Raw genomic sequence first — 15,997 nt, forward strand, 5'->3', positions numbered from 1 at the left:
GCCCGGTGGGAACAGCAGCCGGAGTCTGAAATCCAATGCAAAATCAGCAAATCCGTATCAGGTTGAAGGCTTTCGACCATCGCCTGATCGACCAATCCACCCAGGAAATCGTGGAAACCGCGAAACGTACTGGTGCTCAGGTGCGTGGTCCAATTCCACTCCCTACCCGTAAAGAGCGGTTCACTGTTCTGGTTTCCCCGCACGTCAACAAAGACGCGCGTGACCAGTACGAGATCCGTACTCATAAGCGTGTTCTGGACATCGTCCAGCCAACGGACAAAACCGTTGACGCGCTGATGAAGCTTGATCTTGCGGCAGGTGTGGAAGTGCAGATCAGCCTCGGCTAAGACTTGGGTCTTAGTCGTGTAACGCTCTGAAATGGGCGGCCATAGCGGGTGAAAGCCCCGTACACTCATGAGGTTTACAACATGACTATTGGTGTAGTCGGTCGTAAATGCGGTATGACCCGTATTTTCACCGAAGAAGGTGTCTCCATTCCGGTCACGGTCATTGAGATCGAGCCGAATCGCGTCACCCAGTTCAAAACTGAAGAAACTGATGGCTATCGTGCAGTGCAAGTCACTGTCGGCGAGCGTCGTGCTTCGCGCGTGACTGCTGCTCAGGCAGGTCACTTCGCCAAGGCGAACGTTGCTGCCGGTCGTGGCGTCTGGGAATTCCGCCTTGCAGAAGGCGAGTACCAGGCCGGCGACTTGATCAATGCTGAACTCTTCGCAGCGGGCCAACTGGTAGACGTTACCGGTCAGTCCAAAGGTAAAGGCTTTGCCGGTACCATCAAGCGTTGGAACTTCCGCGGTCAAGACAACACCCACGGTAACTCCGTTTCCCACCGCGTCCCTGGCTCCATCGGCCAGTGCCAGACTCCTGGCCGTGTATTCAAGGGCAAAAAAATGTCCGGTCATATGGGCGCTGAGCGCGTGACCGTGCAGTCCCTGGAAGTTGTGCGCGTCGACGCTGAACGCAATCTGCTGCTCGTCAAGGGTGCTGTTCCTGGCGCAACCGGCGGCAACCTGGTTGTGCGTCCGGCAGCCAAGGCTCGCGGTTAAGGGGAAGCGAAAATGCAATTAAATGTAAATGACGCTCAGGCGATCGAAGTTTCCGAACTGACTTTCGGCGGCGAGTTCAACGAGACACTGGTGCACCAGGCAGTCGTGGCCTACATGGCTGGCGGTCGTCAGGGTAGCAAGCAGCAGAAGACCCGTTCCGACGTTCGTGGTGGCGGTAAGCGCCCTTGGCGTCAAAAGGGTACTGGCCGCGCGCGTGCCGGTACTATCCGTAGCCCAATCTGGCGTGGCGGTGGTACCACTTTCGCAGCTCGTCCTCAGGATCACACCCAGAAGCTGAACAAGAAGATGTATCGCGCAGCACTGCGCTCCATCCTTGCTGAGCTGGTGCGTACCGATCGTCTGGTCGTGGTTCAGGACTTCGCTGTCGAAGCACCGAAAACCAAAGACCTGCTGGGCAAGCTGAATGGCATGGGCCTCACCGACGTTCTGATCGTATCGGACTCCGTCGACGAGAACCTGTACCTGGCTGCTCGCAACCTTCCGCACGTCGATGTACGTGACGTTCAAGGTTCCGACCCAGTTAGTCTGATCGCATACGACAAGGTGTTGATCACCGTGTCGGCCGTGAAGAAATTCGAGGAGCTGCTGGGATGAACCAGGAACGCGTATTTAAAGTTCTGCTTGGCCCGCACGTTTCCGAGAAGGCTACGGTTCTGGCAGACAAGAAAGGTCAGTTCGTTTTCAAGGTTGCTACCGACGCAACCAAGCTGGAAATCAAGAAGGCCGTCGAAAGCCTGTTCAGCGTGAAAGTAGAGCGTGTTACTACCCTGAACGTACTGGGTAAAAGCAAGCGCACTGCTCGCGGTCTGGGCAAGCGTAATGACTGGAAGAAGGCAGTTATCTCCCTTCAGCCAGGCCAAGATCTCGATTTCAGCAGCAGTGCTGAGTAAGGAAGGGGTGCATCATGGCAATCGTTAAATGCAAACCGACTTCCCCTGGCCGCCGTTTCGTGGTCAAGGTGGTCAACCAGGAGCTGCATAAAGGCGCTCCTCACGCACCGCTGCTCGAGAAAAAATCGAAGTCTGGTGGTCGTAACAACAATGGCCGTATTACCACCCGTCACATCGGTGGTGGTCACAAGCAGCATTACCGCATGATCGACTTCCGTCGCAACGACAAAGATGGCATCACCGCCACTGTCGAGCGTATCGAATACGATCCTAACCGTACTGCTCACATCGCTCTGGTTCTGTACGCAGACGGCGAGCGTCGCTACATCCTCGCACCGAAAGGCGTGAGCGCTGGCGACCAGCTGATTGCAGGTGCTCTGGCACCAATCAAGCCAGGCAACTCGCTGCAGCTGCGCAACATCCCGGTTGGTAGCACCATCCACGGCATCGAACTGAAGCCGGGTAAAGGTGCTCAGATCGCTCGCTCTGCTGGTGCTTCGGCTCAGCTGATCGCTCGTGAAGGTGTCTATGTGACCCTGCGCCTGCGTTCGGGCGAAATGCGCAAAGTGCTGTCCGAGTGCCGTGCAACGCTGGGTGAGGTTTCGAACTCCGAGCACAGCCTGCGCTCGCTGGGTAAAGCCGGTGCCAAACGCTGGCGTGGCGTTCGCCCAACCGTTCGTGGTGTTGCCATGAACCCGGTTGACCACCCACATGGTGGTGGTGAAGGTCGTACCTCCGGTGGTCGTCATCCGGTATCGCCATGGGGCTTCCCGACTAAGGGCGCGAAGACTCGTGGTAATAAGCGTACCGACAAAATGATCGTCCGTCGTCGCAAGTAAATAGAGGGATACGACAGTGCCACGTTCTCTGAAAAAAGGTCCTTTTATTGATCTTCACCTACTGAAGAAGATCGAAGTGGCGGCGGAAAAGAACGATCGCAAACCAGTTAAGACCTGGTCGCGTCGTTCGATGATCCTGCCACAAATGGTCGGTCTGACCATCGCAGTACACAACGGTCGTCAGCACGTCCCCGTTCTCGTGAACGAAGACATGGTCGGCCACAAACTGGGCGAGTTCGCCGGTACCCGTACATATCGCGGGCACGTGGCTGACAAGAAAGCCAAGCGTTAAGGGGTAAGGAAATGGAAGTAGCCGCTAAGTTGTCGGGCGCTCGAATCTCCGCCCAGAAAGCCCGCTTGGTCGCCGACCAGATCCGCGGGAAGAAGGTGGGCGAAGCGCTCAACCTGCTGGCTTTTAGCAGTAAAAAAGCCGCGGAAATCATGAAGAAAGTGCTGGAGTCGGCCGTAGCCAACGCCGAGCACAACGAAGGCGCAGACGTTGATGACCTGAAGGTCAGCACCGTTTTCGTCAACGAAGGGCGTTCGCTGAAGCGCATCATGCCTCGTGCCAAAGGCCGGGCTGATCGCATCGTCAAGCGGTCTTGCCATATCACTGTCAAGGTTGCTGACAAGTAACGGAGTCGATCAGATGGGTCAGAAAGTACATCCCATTGGCATTCGCCTGGGAATCGTCAAGGAGCACACCTCCGTCTGGTACGCAGACGGTCGGACTTATGCGGACTACTTGTTCGCAGATCTGAAGGTGCGTGAGTATCTCCAAGACAAACTAAAAAGCGCGTCCGTAAGCCGTATCGATATCCATCGTCCGGCCCAAACTGCACGCATCACCATTCACACCGCTCGTCCTGGTATCGTTATCGGGAAGAAAGGTGAGGACGTTGAGAAGCTGCGTCAGGACCTGACCAAGCAAATGGGTGTGCCTGTGCACATCAATATCGAAGAGATCCGCAAGCCGGAGCTCGACGGTATGCTGGTTGCGCAGAGCGTAGCTCAGCAGCTGGAGCGTCGTGTGATGTTCCGTCGCGCGATGAAGCGCGCCGTACAGAACGCCATGCGCATTGGTGCCAAAGGCATCAAGATCCAAGTGAGCGGTCGTCTCGGCGGTGCTGAAATCGCACGTACTGAATGGTATCGCGAAGGTCGTGTGCCATTGCACACCCTGCGTGCCGACATCGACTATGCCAACTACGAAGCTCACACCACCTACGGTGTGATCGGTGTGAAGGTTTGGATTTTCAAAGGCGAAGTAATCGGTGGTCGCCAAGAAGAACTGAAACCACAAGCACCTGCGCCTCGTAAAAAAGCTGCTAAGTAAGGGGTACGCCAAATGTTGCAACCTAAGCGTACGAAGTTCCGCAAGCAGATGACCGGCCACAACCGTGGTCTGGCTCAGCGCGGTAGCAAAGTCAGCTTCGGCGAGTTCGCGCTGAAGTCTGTAGCTCGTGGTCGTCTCACCGCTCGTCAGATCGAGTCAGCGCGTCGTGCACTGACCCGTCACGTAAAACGTGGCGGCAAGATCTGGATCCGTGTATTCCCGGACAAGCCTATCTCCAAAAAGCCCCTCGAAGTTCGTATGGGTAAAGGTAAGGGTAACGTGGAATATTGGGTTGCCCAGATTCAGCCAGGCAAAGTCCTGTATGAAATCGAGGGTGTTTCCGAAGAGCTGGCGCGTGAGGCTTTCGCCTTGGCGGCTGCAAAGCTGCCTCTCGCCACCTCCTTTGTTAAGCGGACGGTGATGTGATGAAAGCGAATGAACTTCGTGAAAAATCAGCACAGCAACTGAACGAGCAACTGCTCGGCTTGCTGCGCGACCAGTTCAATCTGCGCATGCAGAAAGCAACTGGCCAGTTGGGGCAGTCTCACCTGCTCTCGCAAGTGAAGCGCGACATCGCTCGCGTGAAAACTGTGCTCAACCAGCAGGCAGGTAAGTGATCATGGCTGAAGCCGAAAAAACCGTCCGTACGCTGACTGGCCGTGTGGTCAGCGACAAGATGGACAAAACCATCACCGTATTGATCGAGCGTCGCGTAAAGCACCCGATCTACGGTAAATACGTTAAGCGTTCGACTAAGCTGCACGCTCACGACGAAACCAATCAGTGCAAGATCGGCGACAAGGTCACTATTCGTGAAACCCGTCCGCTGGCCAAGACCAAGTCCTGGGCACTGGTTGACGTTCTCGAACGCGCTGTTGAAGTCTAAGGGCTAGGGGTCGGAGAAATTCTATGATTCAGACTCAATCCATGCTCGATGTGGCCGATAACAGCGGCGCTCGTCGCGTCATGTGCATCAAGGTACTGGGCGGCTCGCACCGCCGGTACGCTGGCATCGGCGACATCATCAAGGTGACCGTGAAGGAAGCAATTCCTCGTGGCAAGGTGAAGAAGGGTCAAGTGATGACTGCTGTTGTAGTCCGCACTCGCCACGGCGTTCGTCGTGCTGACGGCTCCATCATCCGCTTCGATGGCAACGCTGCTGTTCTGTTGAACAACAAGCAAGAGCCAATCGGCACCCGTATCTTTGGGCCAGTGACCCGTGAACTTCGTTCTGAGAAGTTCATGAAGATCGTCTCGCTCGCCCCAGAAGTGCTGTAAGGAGATCCGACATGCAAAAGATTCGTCGTGACGACGAGATCATCGTGATCGCCGGCAAAGACAAAGGCAAGCGCGGTAAGGTGCTCAAGGTTCTCGCTGACGACCGTCTGGTCGTTGGTGGGGTCAACCTGGTGAAGCGTCATACCAAGCCTAACCCGATGTCGGGCGTACAGGGCGGTATCGTCGAGAAAGAAGCGCCTCTGCACGCTTCCAACGTCGCCATTTTCAACGGCGAAACCAACAAGGCTGACCGCGTTGGTTTCAAAGTAGAAGAAGGCAAAAAAATTCGTGTCTTCAAGTCGACCCAAAAAGCGGTTGATGCTTGAACACTGCTAGGTAGAAGACCATGGCACGACTGAAAGAGATTTACCGGAAGGAAATCGCTCCCAAGCTTAAGGAAGAACTTAAGCTGGCGAACGTGATGGAAGTTCCGCGCGTTACCAAGATCACCCTGAACATGGGTCTGGGCGAAGCGATCGGCGACAAGAAAGTCATCGAGCACGCTGTAGCCGACATCGAGAAGATCACCGGCCAGAAAGCCGTTGTGACCTTCGCTCGTAAATCCATCGCGGGCTTCAAAGTCCGTGAAGGCTGGCCGATCGGTGTCAAGGTGACCTTGCGTCGCGAAAAGATGTACGAATTCCTGGACCGCCTGCTGGCGATCTCCCTGCCTCGGGTACGCGACTTCCGCGGCCTGAATGCCAAGTCCTTCGATGGTCGTGGCAACTACAGCATGGGCGTGAAAGAGCAGATCATTTTCCCGGAAATCGATTACGACAAGATCGATGCTCTGCGCGGTCTGGACATTACCCTGACCACCACTGCTCGTTCGGATGAAGAAGGTCGCGCCTTGCTGCGTGCTTTCAACTTCCCGTTCCGCAACTGATTGGAGTAGGAAAATGGCCAAGAAGAGCATGAAGAACCGTGAGCTGAAGCGTCAGCTGACGGTAGCTAAATACGCCAAGAAGCGTGCTGAGCTGAAAGCTATCATCGTCGATCTGAACGCAAGTGAAGAAGAACGCTGGAATGCTTCCGTAGCTCTGCAGAAGCAGCCACGTGACGCAAGCGCCTCGCGCATGCGTAACCGCTGCCGCCTGACTGGTCGTCCACATGGCGTATACCGCAAGTTCGGCCTCGGCCGTAACATGCTGCGCCAGGCCGCCATGCGCGGTGACGTACCAGGTCTGGTAAAAGCCAGCTGGTAAGTCGGACCGGCCTGGTGCCGGCGGAAAATTGAGCAATCAACCGACCGCCGGTGTCATGGCGATTGAATCAAGCCCCTTATGGGGCTTGATTCATTTCTGGCGTACGTCTAGAATTGCCGGCTCGCCTGAGCCCGGGTTTTTGGACCGGATCACACGCTCGGCGACGTTGTAGCCGCAAGGCTAATTATTTTTGTATCAGGAGCGTCTAGCCCATGAGTATGCAGGACCCGTTAGCGGACATGCTAACTCGAATCCGTAATGCCCAGATGGCTGAAAAGTCCGTCGTAAGCATGCCATCTTCCACGTTGAAGGTAGCTGTGGCCAAAGTTCTGAAGGACGAAGGTTACATCGCGGGTTTTCAGGTAAGCAGCGAAGCAAAACCGTCGCTTTCCATCGAGCTGAAATACTTCGAAGGCCGTCCGGTCATCGAGGAAGTCAAGCGCGTAAGTCGTCCAGGCCTGCGTCAGTACAAATCCGTTGAAGATCTGCCAAAAGTTCGTGGCGGTCTCGGCGTATCCATCGTCTCCACCAACAAAGGTGTGATGACGGATCGTGCTGCGCGCGCTGCCGGTGTCGGCGGCGAAGTACTTTGCACAGTGTTCTAAGGGGGGATAAGCATGTCTCGCGTCGCTAAGAACCCCGTTAAGCTGCCAGCTGGTGTCGAAGTCAAATTCGCCGGCCAACAGCTTTCGGTGAAGGGTGCCAAGGGCACTCTGGAACTGAACGTTCACTCGTCGGTTGAAATCGTTGAAGAGGCTGGCGAACTGCGTTTCGCTGCCAAGAATGGCGATCAGCAGACCCGTGCAATGGCCGGTACCACTCGCGCTTTGGTCAACAACATGGTCCAGGGCGTAAGCCAAGGCTTCGAGCGCAAGCTCCAGCTGGTCGGTGTTGGCTACAAGGCACAAGCAAAAGGCACAGTGCTGAACCTGTCGCTGGGCTTCTCTCATCCGGTGGATTACGAGTTGCCGCAAGGCATCACCGCTGAGACTCCTAGCCAGACCGATATCCTGATCAAGGGCATCGACAAGCAGCTGGTGGGTCAAGTGGCCGCTGAAATCCGCGATTTCCGTCCGCCAGAGCCTTACAAAGGCAAAGGTGTACGTTACGCAGACGAAGTCGTCCGCCGTAAAGAAGCCAAGAAGAAGTAGGGCATAGCAAATGACCGACAAAAAAGTTACTCGACTGCGTCGCGCTCGCAAAGCACGCCTGAAAATGCACGAACTCGAAGTCGTGCGTCTCTGCGTGTTCCGCTCTTCGCAGCACATCTATGCCCAGGTCATCTCGGCCGACGGCAGCAAGGTCCTGGCAAGTGCCTCGACTTTGGACAAAGAATTGCGTGATGGTGCCACTGGCAACATTGACGCGGCCACTAAGGTTGGCCAGCTGGTCGCTTCGCGTGCTAAGGCCGCTGGCGTCTCGCAGGTGGCTTTCGACCGCTCTGGCTTCAAGTACCACGGTCGCGTCAAAGCGCTGGCCGATGGCGCTCGTGAAGCTGGGCTGGAGTTCTAAGTTATGTCAAATAACGACCAAAAGCGCGACGAAGGCTACATCGAGAAGCTGGTTCAAGTTAACCGCGTTGCCAAGACCGTCAAAGGCGGCCGTATCTTCACCTTCACCGCGTTGACCGTGGTAGGTGATGGCAAGGGCCGTGTTGGCTTCGGCCGTGGTAAGTCTCGTGAAGTGCCTGCTGCCATCCAGAAAGCTATGGAAGCAGCTCGTCGCAACATGATCCAAGTGGACCTGAACGGGACCACCTTGCAGTACGCCATGAAGTCTGCCCACGGCGCTTCGAAGGTGTACATGCAGCCTGCTTCGGAAGGTACCGGTATCATCGCTGGCGGCGCAATGCGTGCCGTTCTCGAAGTCGCTGGTGTCCAGAACGTTCTGGCCAAGTGCTACGGCTCCACCAACCCCGTCAACGTGGTTCACGCTACGTTCAAGGGTCTGAAAGCCATGCAGTCCCCGTCGTCCATCGCCGCCAAGCGCGGTCTGAACGTTGAGGAGATCATCTGATCATGGCTACCGTAAAAGTTACGCTGATCAAAAGCATGACCGGCCGTATCCCTAACCACAAACTGTGCGTTAAGGGTCTGGGTCTGCGTCGCATCGGTCACACTGTAGAAGTCCAGGATACTCCCGAGAATCGCGGGATGATCAACAAGGCCTACTACATGCTTCGCGTAGAGGGTTAATCGATGAAACTCAATGATCTGAGTCCAGCTCCCGGTTCGCGTCGCGAAAAGCACCGTCCGGGTCGTGGTATCGGTAGTGGTTTGGGCAAGACCGGTGGCCGCGGCCACAAAGGTCAGACCTCCCGCTCCGGTGGCACCATCGCTCCAGGCTTTGAAGGCGGTCAACAGCCGCTGCATCGTCGCCTGCCGAAGTTCGGTTTCGTTTCTCTGAAAGCCATGGACCGCGCAGAAGTGCGTCTGTCCGAGCTGGCCAAAGTGGAAGGCGACATCGTCTCCGTGCAGTCCCTGAAGGATGCCAACGTGATCAACCAGAACGTTCAGCGTGTGAAAATCATGCTGTCGGGCGAAGTGACTCGCGCTGTAACCATCCAGGGTATCGCCGCCACCAAAGGTGCGCGTGCGGCTATCGAAGCAGCTGGCGGCAAGTTCGAGGAATAAATGGCTAAGCAAGGTGCTCTCTCAGCGCTAGGCAAGGGCGGTATGTCTGAACTCTGGGCTCGTCTGCGTTTTCTGTTCCTGGCGATCATCGTCTACAGAATTGGCGCACACATCCCGGTTCCAGGTATCAACCCGGACCGACTCGCAGACCTGTTTCGACAGAATGAGGGGACCATTCTTAGCTTGTTCAACATGTTTTCCGGCGGCGCGCTGGAACGGATGAGCATCTTTGCACTGGGGATCATGCCGTACATTTCGGCATCGATCATCATGCAGCTGATGACCGCCGTGAGCCCGCAGCTGGAGCAGTTGAAGAAGGAAGGTGAAGCTGGCCGTCGCAAGATCAGCCAGTACACCCGCTATGGCACCGTCATCCTGGCCTTGGTGCAGGCGATCGGCATGTCGATCGGCCTGGCCAACCAGGGTGTGGCGTTCACTGCAAGCTTCAGCTTCTACTTCGTGGCGGTCTCCACGTTCGTGGCGGGCGCCATGTTCATGATGTGGCTGGGTGAGCAGATTACTGAGCGTGGTGTGGGTAACGGTATCTCGATGTTGATCTTCGCGGGTATCGTTGCTGGTCTTCCGAGAGCGATAGGGCAGTCTTTCGAGTCTGCACGTCAGGGCGACATCAACATCTTCGCGCTGGTTGCAATCGGTCTGCTGGCGGTAGCGATTATCGGTTTCGTGGTGTTCATCGAGCGTGGTCAGCGGCGAATCGCCGTTCACTATGCCAAGCGTCAGCAGGGCCGCAAGGTCTTCGCTGCGCAGACGAGCCACTTGCCGCTGAAAGTGAACATGGCCGGTGTGATTCCTGCCATTTTCGCGAGCAGCATCTTGCTGTTCCCGGCTTCGCTGGGCTCCTGGTTCGGTCAGTCCGAAGGTATGGGCTGGTTGCAGGACGTCTCGCAGTCGATCGCTCCTGGTCAGCCGTTGAACATTCTGCTGTTTAGTGCAGGGATCATTTTCTTCTGCTTCTTCTATACGGCGTTGATGTTCAATCCGAAAGACGTAGCGGAAAACCTGAAGAAGTCCGGTGCCTTTATTCCGGGTATTCGTCCGGGCGAACAGTCGGCGCGCTACATTGATGGCGTTTTGACTCGTTTGACCATGTTCGGTGCCCTGTACATGATGTGCGTCTGCTTGCTTCCACAGTTTCTGGTGGTGGCTGCAAACGTTCCGTTCTACCTTGGCGGGACCTCGTTGCTGATTGTGGTAGTGGTTGTGATGGACTTTATGTCCCAAGTACAATCGCACCTCGTTTCGCACCAGTACGAATCCCTGATGAAGAAAGCCAACCTGAAAGGCTACGGTGGCAGCGGTCTGCTGCGCTGACAGTCCCTTAAGGTTCGAGGAGTTGGCAATGAAAGTTCGTGCATCGGTGAAAAAGCTGTGCCGTAACTGCAAAATCATTCGTCGCGAAGGCGTCGTTCGAGTCATTTGCAGCGCAGAGCCGCGTCACAAACAGCGCCAAGGCTGACTGTGATGTGCTACAAGCCCGGCAGCTAGTGCGCTGCCGGGTTGATTATTTGTTATTACAGCGATATTATCTCGCGCCCTATTTCTTGGCTTCCGGGGCGTAGGTAGCTGTCAATTGGAGTCCCACTGAATGGCCCGTATTGCAGGCGTCAACATTCCAGATAACAAGCACACTGTTATCTCGCTGACCTACATCTATGGTGTTGGTCGCACTACTGCACAGAAAATCTGTGCAGACACTGGGGTCAACCCAGCCGCAAAGATCAAGGATCTGAGCGACGAGCAGATTGAACAGCTGCGTGGCGAAGTGGCGAAGTTCACCACCGAAGGTGATCTGCGCCGCGAAATCAACATGAAAATCAAGCGCTTGATGGATCTGGGCTGCTACCGCGGTCTTCGTCATCGTCGTGGTCTGCCAGTACGCGGTCAGCGTACCAAGACCAACGCGCGTACCCGTAAAGGTCCGCGTAAGCCGATCCGCAAGTAATCGCACCAGCGAATCGACAGGAATCTAGTCATGGCAAAACCTGCTGCTCGTCCTCGTAAGAAAGTCAAAAAGACAGTGGTTGATGGCATCGCCCACATCCACGCGTCTTTCAACAACACCATCGTGACCATTACCGATCGTCAAGGTAACGCCCTGTCCTGGGCTACTTCCGGCGGTTCGGGTTTCCGCGGTTCTCGCAAGTCCACCCCGTTCGCTGCCCAGGTGGCTGCTGAGCGTGCTGGTCAAGCTGCGCTGGAATATGGCCTTAAGAACCTCGACGTCAACGTCAAGGGTCCAGGTCCAGGTCGTGAGTCCGCTGTCCGTGCATTGAACGGCTGTGGCTATAAGATCGCCAGCATCACCGACGTGACGCCAATCCCGCATAACGGGTGCCGTCCGCCGAAGAAGCGCCGCGTGTAATTCAGGAGACGATAGATAATGGCTCGTTACATTGGTCCAAAATGCAAACTGGCTCGTCGTGAAGGCACTGACCTGTTCCTGAAAAGCGGCGTTCGCGCCCTGGAATCGAAGTGCAATATCGAAGCAGCCCCAGGTATCCACGGTCAGCGCCGTGGCCGCCAGTCCGACTACGGCACCCAGCTGCGTGAAAAGCAGAAAGTCCGTCGTATCTATGGCGTTCTCGAGCGTCAGTTCAGCGGTTACTACAAGGAAGCTGCCGGCAAGAAAGGCGCAACCGGTGAGAACCTGCTGCAACTGCTCGAATGCCGTCTGGACAACGTTGTATACCGTATGGGCTTCGGCTCGACTCGTGCCGAATCCCGTCAGTTGGTATCGCACAAGTCCGTCAGCGTCAACGGCAAGACCGTTAACGTTCCGTCCTACCAGGTTCGTGCTGGTGACGTGGTCGCGATTCGCGAGAAAGCAAAAAACCAGCTTCGCATTGTCCAAGCTCTCGATCTGTGTGCCCAACGTGGCCGCGTAGAATGGGTAGAAGTAGACACTGAGAAGAAGTCGGGCGTTTTCAAGAACGTTCCTGCTCGCAGTGATCTGTCCGCCGACATCAACGAAAGCCTGATTGTCGAGCTCTACTCCAAGTAAGGGCTAGAAAATAGGTGCATCCATGCAGATTTCGGTAAATGAGTTCCTGACGCCCCGCCACATTGATGTGCAGGTCGTCAGTCCAACCCGCGCCAAAATCACTCTCGAGCCTCTCGAGCGTGGTTTCGGCCATACCCTGGGCAACGCGCTGCGACGCATCCTGTTGTCCTCAATGCCCGGCTGCGCAGTAGTCGAGGCCGAGATTGACGGTGTACTCCACGAGTACAGCGCCATCGAAGGTGTACAGGAAGACGTCATTGAAATCCTGTTGAACCTGAAAGGCCTGGCTATCAAGCTGCACGGTCGTGACGAAGTTACGCTGACCTTGTCGAAAAAGGGTTCGGGGGTGGTTACCGCTGCCGATATTCAGCTGGATCATGATGTCGAGATCGTTAATCCCGATCACGTAATCGCTAACCTGGCGTCTAACGGCGCCCTGAACATGAAGCTCGTCGTAGCTCGTGGTCGTGGTTATGAACCGGCCGACTCGCGTCAAAGCGATGAAGACGAAAGCCGCAGCATTGGTCGCTTGCAGCTCGACTCTTCGTTCAGCCCGGTACGTCGTATCGCATACGTGGTGGAAAACGCCCGTGTCGAGCAGCGCACCAACCTGGACAAGCTGGTTATTGATCTGGAAACCAACGGTACCCTGGATCCTGAAGAGGCTATCCGTCGCGCTGCAACCATCCTGCAACAGCAGCTGGCTGCGTTCGTCGATCTCAAAGGTGACAGCGAGCCTGTGGTAATCGAGCAAGAAGACGAGATCGATCCGATCCTGCTTCGCCCGGTTGACGATCTGGAACTGACTGTACGTTCGGCTAACTGCCTTAAGGCGGAAAACATTTACTACATCGGCGACCTGATTCAGCGTACCGAAGTAGAACTGTTGAAGACTCCGAACCTGGGCAAGAAATCCTTGACTGAAATCAAGGACGTTCTGGCCTCCCGCGGTCTGTCCCTCGGCATGCGCCTCGACAACTGGCCGCCTGCAAGTCTTAAGAAGGACGACAAGGCGACTGCCTGATCGTCGTAATCACCGAACGTAGTGTTTGGTAAGGAATGAACCATGCGTCATCGTAAAAGTGGACGTCACCTGAGCCGTACCAGCTCGCACCGCAAGGCCATGTTTCAGAACATGGCGGTGTCGCTGTTCGAGCACGAGCTGATCAAGACTACCCTGCCAAAAGCCAAGGAACTGCGCCGCGTTGCCGAGCCGCTGATCACTTTGGCCAAGGTAGACAGCGTTGCAAACCGCCGTCTCGCTTTCGACCGTACTCGCTCGAAAGAAATGGTTGGTAAGCTGTTCAACGATCTGGGCAAGCGCTATGCAACCCGTCAGGGCGGCTACCTGCGTATCCTCAAGTGCGGCTTCCGCGCTGGCGATAACGCACCTATGGCGTACGTCGAGCTGGTTGATCGTCCTGTCGGTGGCTCGATTGAAGCTGCCGAATAAGACGAAAAGTCTGTTCTGAAAAACCGGGCCCTGGCCCGGTTTTTTTATGCCTGCTCGTTAGCCAAAATCTATCGGCTAAAGATAATTTCCCGATTAGTGCTATGGATAGGATTTTCGGATACTTGCTTCACGCCGCTCAAGTCGGCACCTACACAGCAAGCCAGACCAAGGAACATCGTCCATGAGCCAGAGCAAGATCCTCACCACTGCCAGCGGCGCACCTGTCGCCGACAACCAGAATTCCCGCTCGGCGGGACCTCGTGGTCCCTTGTTGCTGGACGATTTCCATCTGATTGAAAAACTCGCGCACTTCAACCGCGAGAACATTCCAGAACGTCGCGTGCATGCCAAAGGTTCGGGCGCGTACGGTACCTTTACCGTTACTCGGGACATCACTGAATACTCCAGCGCCAAGCTGTTCAGCGCGGTAGGCAAGCAGACCGAAACCTTCTTGCGGTTCTCCACCGTGGGTGGCGAGCGTGGTTCGGCAGATACCGAGCGCGACCCGCGTGGTTTCGCGCTCAAGTTCTACACCGAGGAAGGCAACTGGGACATCGTAGGCAACAACACGCCGGTGTTCTTCATTCGCGATCCGATGAAGTTTCCAGACTTTATCCACACACAGAAACGCTTGCCTCAGAGCAATCTGAAAAGCGCGCAGATGATGTGGGACTTCTGGTCGCATTCGCCTGAGTCGTTGCATCAAGTCACCATTCTGTTCTCGGATCGGGGTATTCCTGATGGCTATCGTCACATGCACGGCTTCGGTAGCCATACCTATAGCCTGATCAACGCCAAGGGCGAGCGGCACTGGGTCAAGTGGCACTACAAGACGGCTCAGGGGATCAAGAACCTGGCACCTGCCGACGCGGCTCGTATTGCCGGCACCGATCCGGATTACGCTCAGCGCGATCTGTTCGATGCGATCGAGCGTGGGGATTACCCCAAGTGGCGCGTATGCATGCAGATCATGAGCGAGGACCAGGCGAACCGTCATCACGAGAATCCCTTCGACGTGACCAAGACCTGGTCGCAGAAGGAGTTCCCGTTGATCGAAGTGGGCATGCTGGAACTGAACCGTAATCCGCTGAACTACTTTGCCGAAGTCGAGCAAGCGACCTTTGGCCCGAGCAACATGGTGCCCGGTGTAGGGCTGTCACCTGACCGCATGCTGCAGGGTCGTGTGTTCGCTTACGCCGATGCCCACCGCTATCGCGTCGGGACCAATCACCAGCAACTGCCGGTGAACGCGCCGCGCAGCCCGGTTCATTCGTACCAGCGAGACGGCTCCATGGCGTTTGGCAGCAATGGCGGGGCAGCACCCAACTACGAGCCGAACAGCTATGCAGATGCGCCCAAGCAATCGCCTCAGTACCGCGAACCTGCCTTGGCCTTGCATGGCGATGCGGATCGCTTCGATCATCGCGTGGACGCGGACTACTACAGCCAGGCTGGTGCTCTGTTCCGTTTGATGAGTGCCGAGCAGCAGACGCTGCTGATCGACAACATCGCCGGTGCGATGATGGGTGTGAGCGCGGACGTGGTGGAGCGCCAGCTGCAGCACTTCTACCATGCCGATGAAGCCTACGGTAATGGCATCGCCAAAGCCTTGGGCATCCAGCTCGGCTGAACCTAAGTGATAAAAAGAACCGCCCTCATTTGGGCGGTTTTTCGCTTTATTTCGTCACTTTTTCTCTGCTTTTTAGCGTATTTCTGCACCGCAGGCCGTGACGTATCCGCGACCTTGGTTCAAACTATGCCTTTCTGCTAGGAGATCTACGGCGATGCAAGGCCACCCGGACGTAATCGATTACCTCAATACTTTGCTCACTGGCGAGCTGGCTGCCCGTGACCAGTATTTCATCCACTCGCGGATGTACGAGGACTGGGGCTTCGCCAAGCTCTTCGAGCGCATCAATCACGAAATGGAAGAAGAGGCGGGTCATGCCGACGCCTTGATGCGCCGCATCCTGATGCTCGAAGGCACGCCGCGCATGCGCCCGGACGATCTCGAGGTCGGGACCGATGTGCCGAGCATGATCGCCGCCGATCTGCGTTTGGAATACAAGGTGCGCGCTGCGCTGTGCAAGGGGATCGAGTTGTGCGAACAGCACAATGACTACGTGACCCGCGACATTCTGCGCGTGCAGTTGGCGGATACCGAGGAAGACCATACGTATTGGTTGGAAAAGCAGCAGGGGCTGATCAAGTCGATTGGGCTGGAGAATTATCTGCAGTCGCAGTTCTGATCGATGG

At 56.0% G+C, this 15,997-nt stretch carries 30 protein-coding genes; all 30 read left to right on the forward strand.

Annotated elements, in window-relative coordinates; all coding sequences use genetic code 11:
* The first annotated feature begins 35 nt into the window (after nt 1–35).
* The 30 genes from rpsJ (at nt 36) to bfr (ending at nt 15,990) form a co-directional block, all read left to right on the forward strand.
* A complete protein-coding gene (gene rpsJ, locus ASF66_RS11530; protein ID WP_003186070.1) occupies nt 36–347 on the forward strand; it encodes a 30S ribosomal protein S10 in 312 nt (103 codons plus the stop codon).
* A gap of 81 nt (nt 348–428) precedes the next feature.
* Nucleotides 429–1,064: a 50S ribosomal protein L3 gene (gene rplC, locus ASF66_RS11535; protein ID WP_043192521.1), complete on the forward strand. Its 636-nt coding sequence runs from the start codon at nt 429–431 to the stop codon at nt 1,062–1,064.
* A gap of 12 nt (nt 1,065–1,076) precedes the next feature.
* The gene (gene rplD, locus ASF66_RS11540; protein ID WP_043192522.1) at nt 1,077–1,679 is read left to right on the forward strand and encodes a 50S ribosomal protein L4; all 603 of its coding nucleotides are present in this window, start codon (nt 1,077–1,079) and stop codon (nt 1,677–1,679) included.
* A complete protein-coding gene (gene rplW, locus ASF66_RS11545) occupies nt 1,676–1,975 on the forward strand; it encodes a 50S ribosomal protein L23 (protein ID WP_002555488.1) in 300 nt (99 codons plus the stop codon). The genes rplD and rplW overlap by 4 nt, the downstream gene beginning before the upstream one ends.
* A gap of 14 nt (nt 1,976–1,989) precedes the next feature.
* Complete coding sequence (gene rplB / locus ASF66_RS11550; RefSeq protein ID WP_043192523.1) at nt 1,990–2,814, forward strand: 50S ribosomal protein L2; 825 nt, start codon at nt 1,990–1,992, stop codon at nt 2,812–2,814.
* 16 nt (nt 2,815–2,830) lie between these two features.
* On the forward strand, nt 2,831–3,106 hold the full coding sequence (gene rpsS / locus ASF66_RS11555) for a 30S ribosomal protein S19 (RefSeq protein WP_002555486.1): 276 nt from the start codon (nt 2,831–2,833) through the stop codon (nt 3,104–3,106).
* Between the two features lie 11 nt (nt 3,107–3,117).
* On the forward strand, nt 3,118–3,450 hold the full coding sequence (gene rplV, locus ASF66_RS11560; RefSeq protein WP_003103908.1) for a 50S ribosomal protein L22: 333 nt from the start codon (nt 3,118–3,120) through the stop codon (nt 3,448–3,450).
* Between the two features lie 13 nt (nt 3,451–3,463).
* Nucleotides 3,464–4,150 carry a 30S ribosomal protein S3 gene (gene rpsC / locus ASF66_RS11565; RefSeq protein ID WP_003176422.1) on the forward strand — a complete coding sequence of 229 codons (687 nt, stop codon included), beginning with the start codon at nt 3,464–3,466 and terminating at the stop codon, nt 4,148–4,150.
* A gap of 12 nt (nt 4,151–4,162) precedes the next feature.
* Nucleotides 4,163–4,576 (forward strand): 50S ribosomal protein L16, encoded by a 414-nt coding sequence (gene rplP, locus ASF66_RS11570; RefSeq protein WP_003176421.1) that lies wholly within the window; start codon nt 4,163–4,165, stop codon nt 4,574–4,576.
* Nucleotides 4,576–4,767 (forward strand): 50S ribosomal protein L29, encoded by a 192-nt coding sequence (rpmC, locus tag ASF66_RS11575; RefSeq protein WP_002555481.1) that lies wholly within the window; start codon nt 4,576–4,578, stop codon nt 4,765–4,767. Before rplP ends, rpmC begins: the two co-directional genes overlap by 1 nt.
* A gap of 2 nt (nt 4,768–4,769) precedes the next feature.
* Nucleotides 4,770–5,036, forward strand: a complete 267-nt coding sequence (rpsQ, locus tag ASF66_RS11580) for a 30S ribosomal protein S17 (RefSeq protein ID WP_043192528.1) — start codon at nt 4,770–4,772, stop codon at nt 5,034–5,036.
* Between the two features lie 23 nt (nt 5,037–5,059).
* Nucleotides 5,060–5,428 carry a 50S ribosomal protein L14 gene (rplN, locus tag ASF66_RS11585; RefSeq protein WP_003243907.1) on the forward strand — a complete coding sequence of 123 codons (369 nt, stop codon included), beginning with the start codon at nt 5,060–5,062 and terminating at the stop codon, nt 5,426–5,428.
* Between the two features lie 11 nt (nt 5,429–5,439).
* The gene (rplX, locus tag ASF66_RS11590; protein ID WP_049860773.1) at nt 5,440–5,754 is read left to right on the forward strand and encodes a 50S ribosomal protein L24; all 315 of its coding nucleotides are present in this window, start codon (nt 5,440–5,442) and stop codon (nt 5,752–5,754) included.
* Between the two features lie 20 nt (nt 5,755–5,774).
* Complete coding sequence (gene rplE, locus ASF66_RS11595; protein WP_049860774.1) at nt 5,775–6,314, forward strand: 50S ribosomal protein L5; 540 nt, start codon at nt 5,775–5,777, stop codon at nt 6,312–6,314.
* Nucleotides 6,315–6,327: 13 nt separating this feature from the next.
* Nucleotides 6,328–6,633, forward strand: coding sequence for a 30S ribosomal protein S14 (gene rpsN, locus ASF66_RS11600; RefSeq protein WP_049860775.1), 306 nt, complete (start codon nt 6,328–6,330; stop codon nt 6,631–6,633).
* Between the two features lie 212 nt (nt 6,634–6,845).
* On the forward strand, nt 6,846–7,238 hold the full coding sequence (gene rpsH / locus ASF66_RS11605; protein WP_043192534.1) for a 30S ribosomal protein S8: 393 nt from the start codon (nt 6,846–6,848) through the stop codon (nt 7,236–7,238).
* Between the two features lie 12 nt (nt 7,239–7,250).
* Nucleotides 7,251–7,784, forward strand: coding sequence for a 50S ribosomal protein L6 (rplF, locus tag ASF66_RS11610; RefSeq protein ID WP_043192535.1), 534 nt, complete (start codon nt 7,251–7,253; stop codon nt 7,782–7,784).
* A 10-nt stretch (nt 7,785–7,794) separates the two neighbouring features.
* A complete protein-coding gene (gene rplR, locus ASF66_RS11615) occupies nt 7,795–8,145 on the forward strand; it encodes a 50S ribosomal protein L18 (RefSeq protein ID WP_043192536.1) in 351 nt (116 codons plus the stop codon).
* Between the two features lie 3 nt (nt 8,146–8,148).
* On the forward strand, nt 8,149–8,649 hold the full coding sequence (gene rpsE / locus ASF66_RS11620; protein WP_043192537.1) for a 30S ribosomal protein S5: 501 nt from the start codon (nt 8,149–8,151) through the stop codon (nt 8,647–8,649).
* Nucleotides 8,650–8,651: 2 nt separating this feature from the next.
* Nucleotides 8,652–8,828, forward strand: coding sequence for a 50S ribosomal protein L30 (gene rpmD / locus ASF66_RS11625; protein WP_003176408.1), 177 nt, complete (start codon nt 8,652–8,654; stop codon nt 8,826–8,828).
* 3 nt (nt 8,829–8,831) lie between these two features.
* Entirely contained in the window at nt 8,832–9,266 is a 435-nt protein-coding gene (gene rplO / locus ASF66_RS11630; protein ID WP_049860776.1) for a 50S ribosomal protein L15, read from the forward strand.
* Nucleotides 9,267–10,598 (forward strand): preprotein translocase subunit SecY, encoded by a 1,332-nt coding sequence (gene secY / locus ASF66_RS11635; protein ID WP_043192540.1) that lies wholly within the window; start codon nt 9,267–9,269, stop codon nt 10,596–10,598. It abuts the gene before it with no gap.
* A 28-nt stretch (nt 10,599–10,626) separates the two neighbouring features.
* On the forward strand, nt 10,627–10,743 hold the full coding sequence (rpmJ, locus tag ASF66_RS22065; RefSeq protein WP_002555468.1) for a 50S ribosomal protein L36: 117 nt from the start codon (nt 10,627–10,629) through the stop codon (nt 10,741–10,743).
* 129 nt (nt 10,744–10,872) lie between these two features.
* Nucleotides 10,873–11,229, forward strand: a complete 357-nt coding sequence (rpsM, locus tag ASF66_RS11640) for a 30S ribosomal protein S13 (protein ID WP_008374135.1) — start codon at nt 10,873–10,875, stop codon at nt 11,227–11,229.
* A gap of 30 nt (nt 11,230–11,259) precedes the next feature.
* Entirely contained in the window at nt 11,260–11,649 is a 390-nt protein-coding gene (rpsK, locus tag ASF66_RS11645; protein ID WP_002555466.1) for a 30S ribosomal protein S11, read from the forward strand.
* A gap of 18 nt (nt 11,650–11,667) precedes the next feature.
* Entirely contained in the window at nt 11,668–12,288 is a 621-nt protein-coding gene (rpsD, locus tag ASF66_RS11650) for a 30S ribosomal protein S4 (protein ID WP_043192542.1), read from the forward strand.
* Between the two features lie 22 nt (nt 12,289–12,310).
* Nucleotides 12,311–13,312, forward strand: coding sequence for a DNA-directed RNA polymerase subunit alpha (locus ASF66_RS11655; RefSeq protein ID WP_007924176.1), 1,002 nt, complete (start codon nt 12,311–12,313; stop codon nt 13,310–13,312).
* Nucleotides 13,313–13,354: 42 nt separating this feature from the next.
* Complete coding sequence (gene rplQ, locus ASF66_RS11660; protein ID WP_056843956.1) at nt 13,355–13,741, forward strand: 50S ribosomal protein L17; 387 nt, start codon at nt 13,355–13,357, stop codon at nt 13,739–13,741.
* Nucleotides 13,742–13,922: 181 nt separating this feature from the next.
* Entirely contained in the window at nt 13,923–15,371 is a 1,449-nt protein-coding gene (locus ASF66_RS11665; RefSeq protein ID WP_056843957.1) for a catalase, read from the forward strand.
* A gap of 154 nt (nt 15,372–15,525) precedes the next feature.
* A complete protein-coding gene (gene bfr / locus ASF66_RS11670) occupies nt 15,526–15,990 on the forward strand; it encodes a bacterioferritin (RefSeq protein WP_049860778.1) in 465 nt (154 codons plus the stop codon).
* The last annotated feature ends 7 nt before the right edge of the window (nt 15,991–15,997 follow it).

Source organism: Pseudomonas sp. Leaf129 (assembly GCF_001423465.1).
Classification (GTDB): Bacteria; Pseudomonadota; Gammaproteobacteria; order Pseudomonadales; family Pseudomonadaceae; genus Aquipseudomonas; species Aquipseudomonas coleopterorum.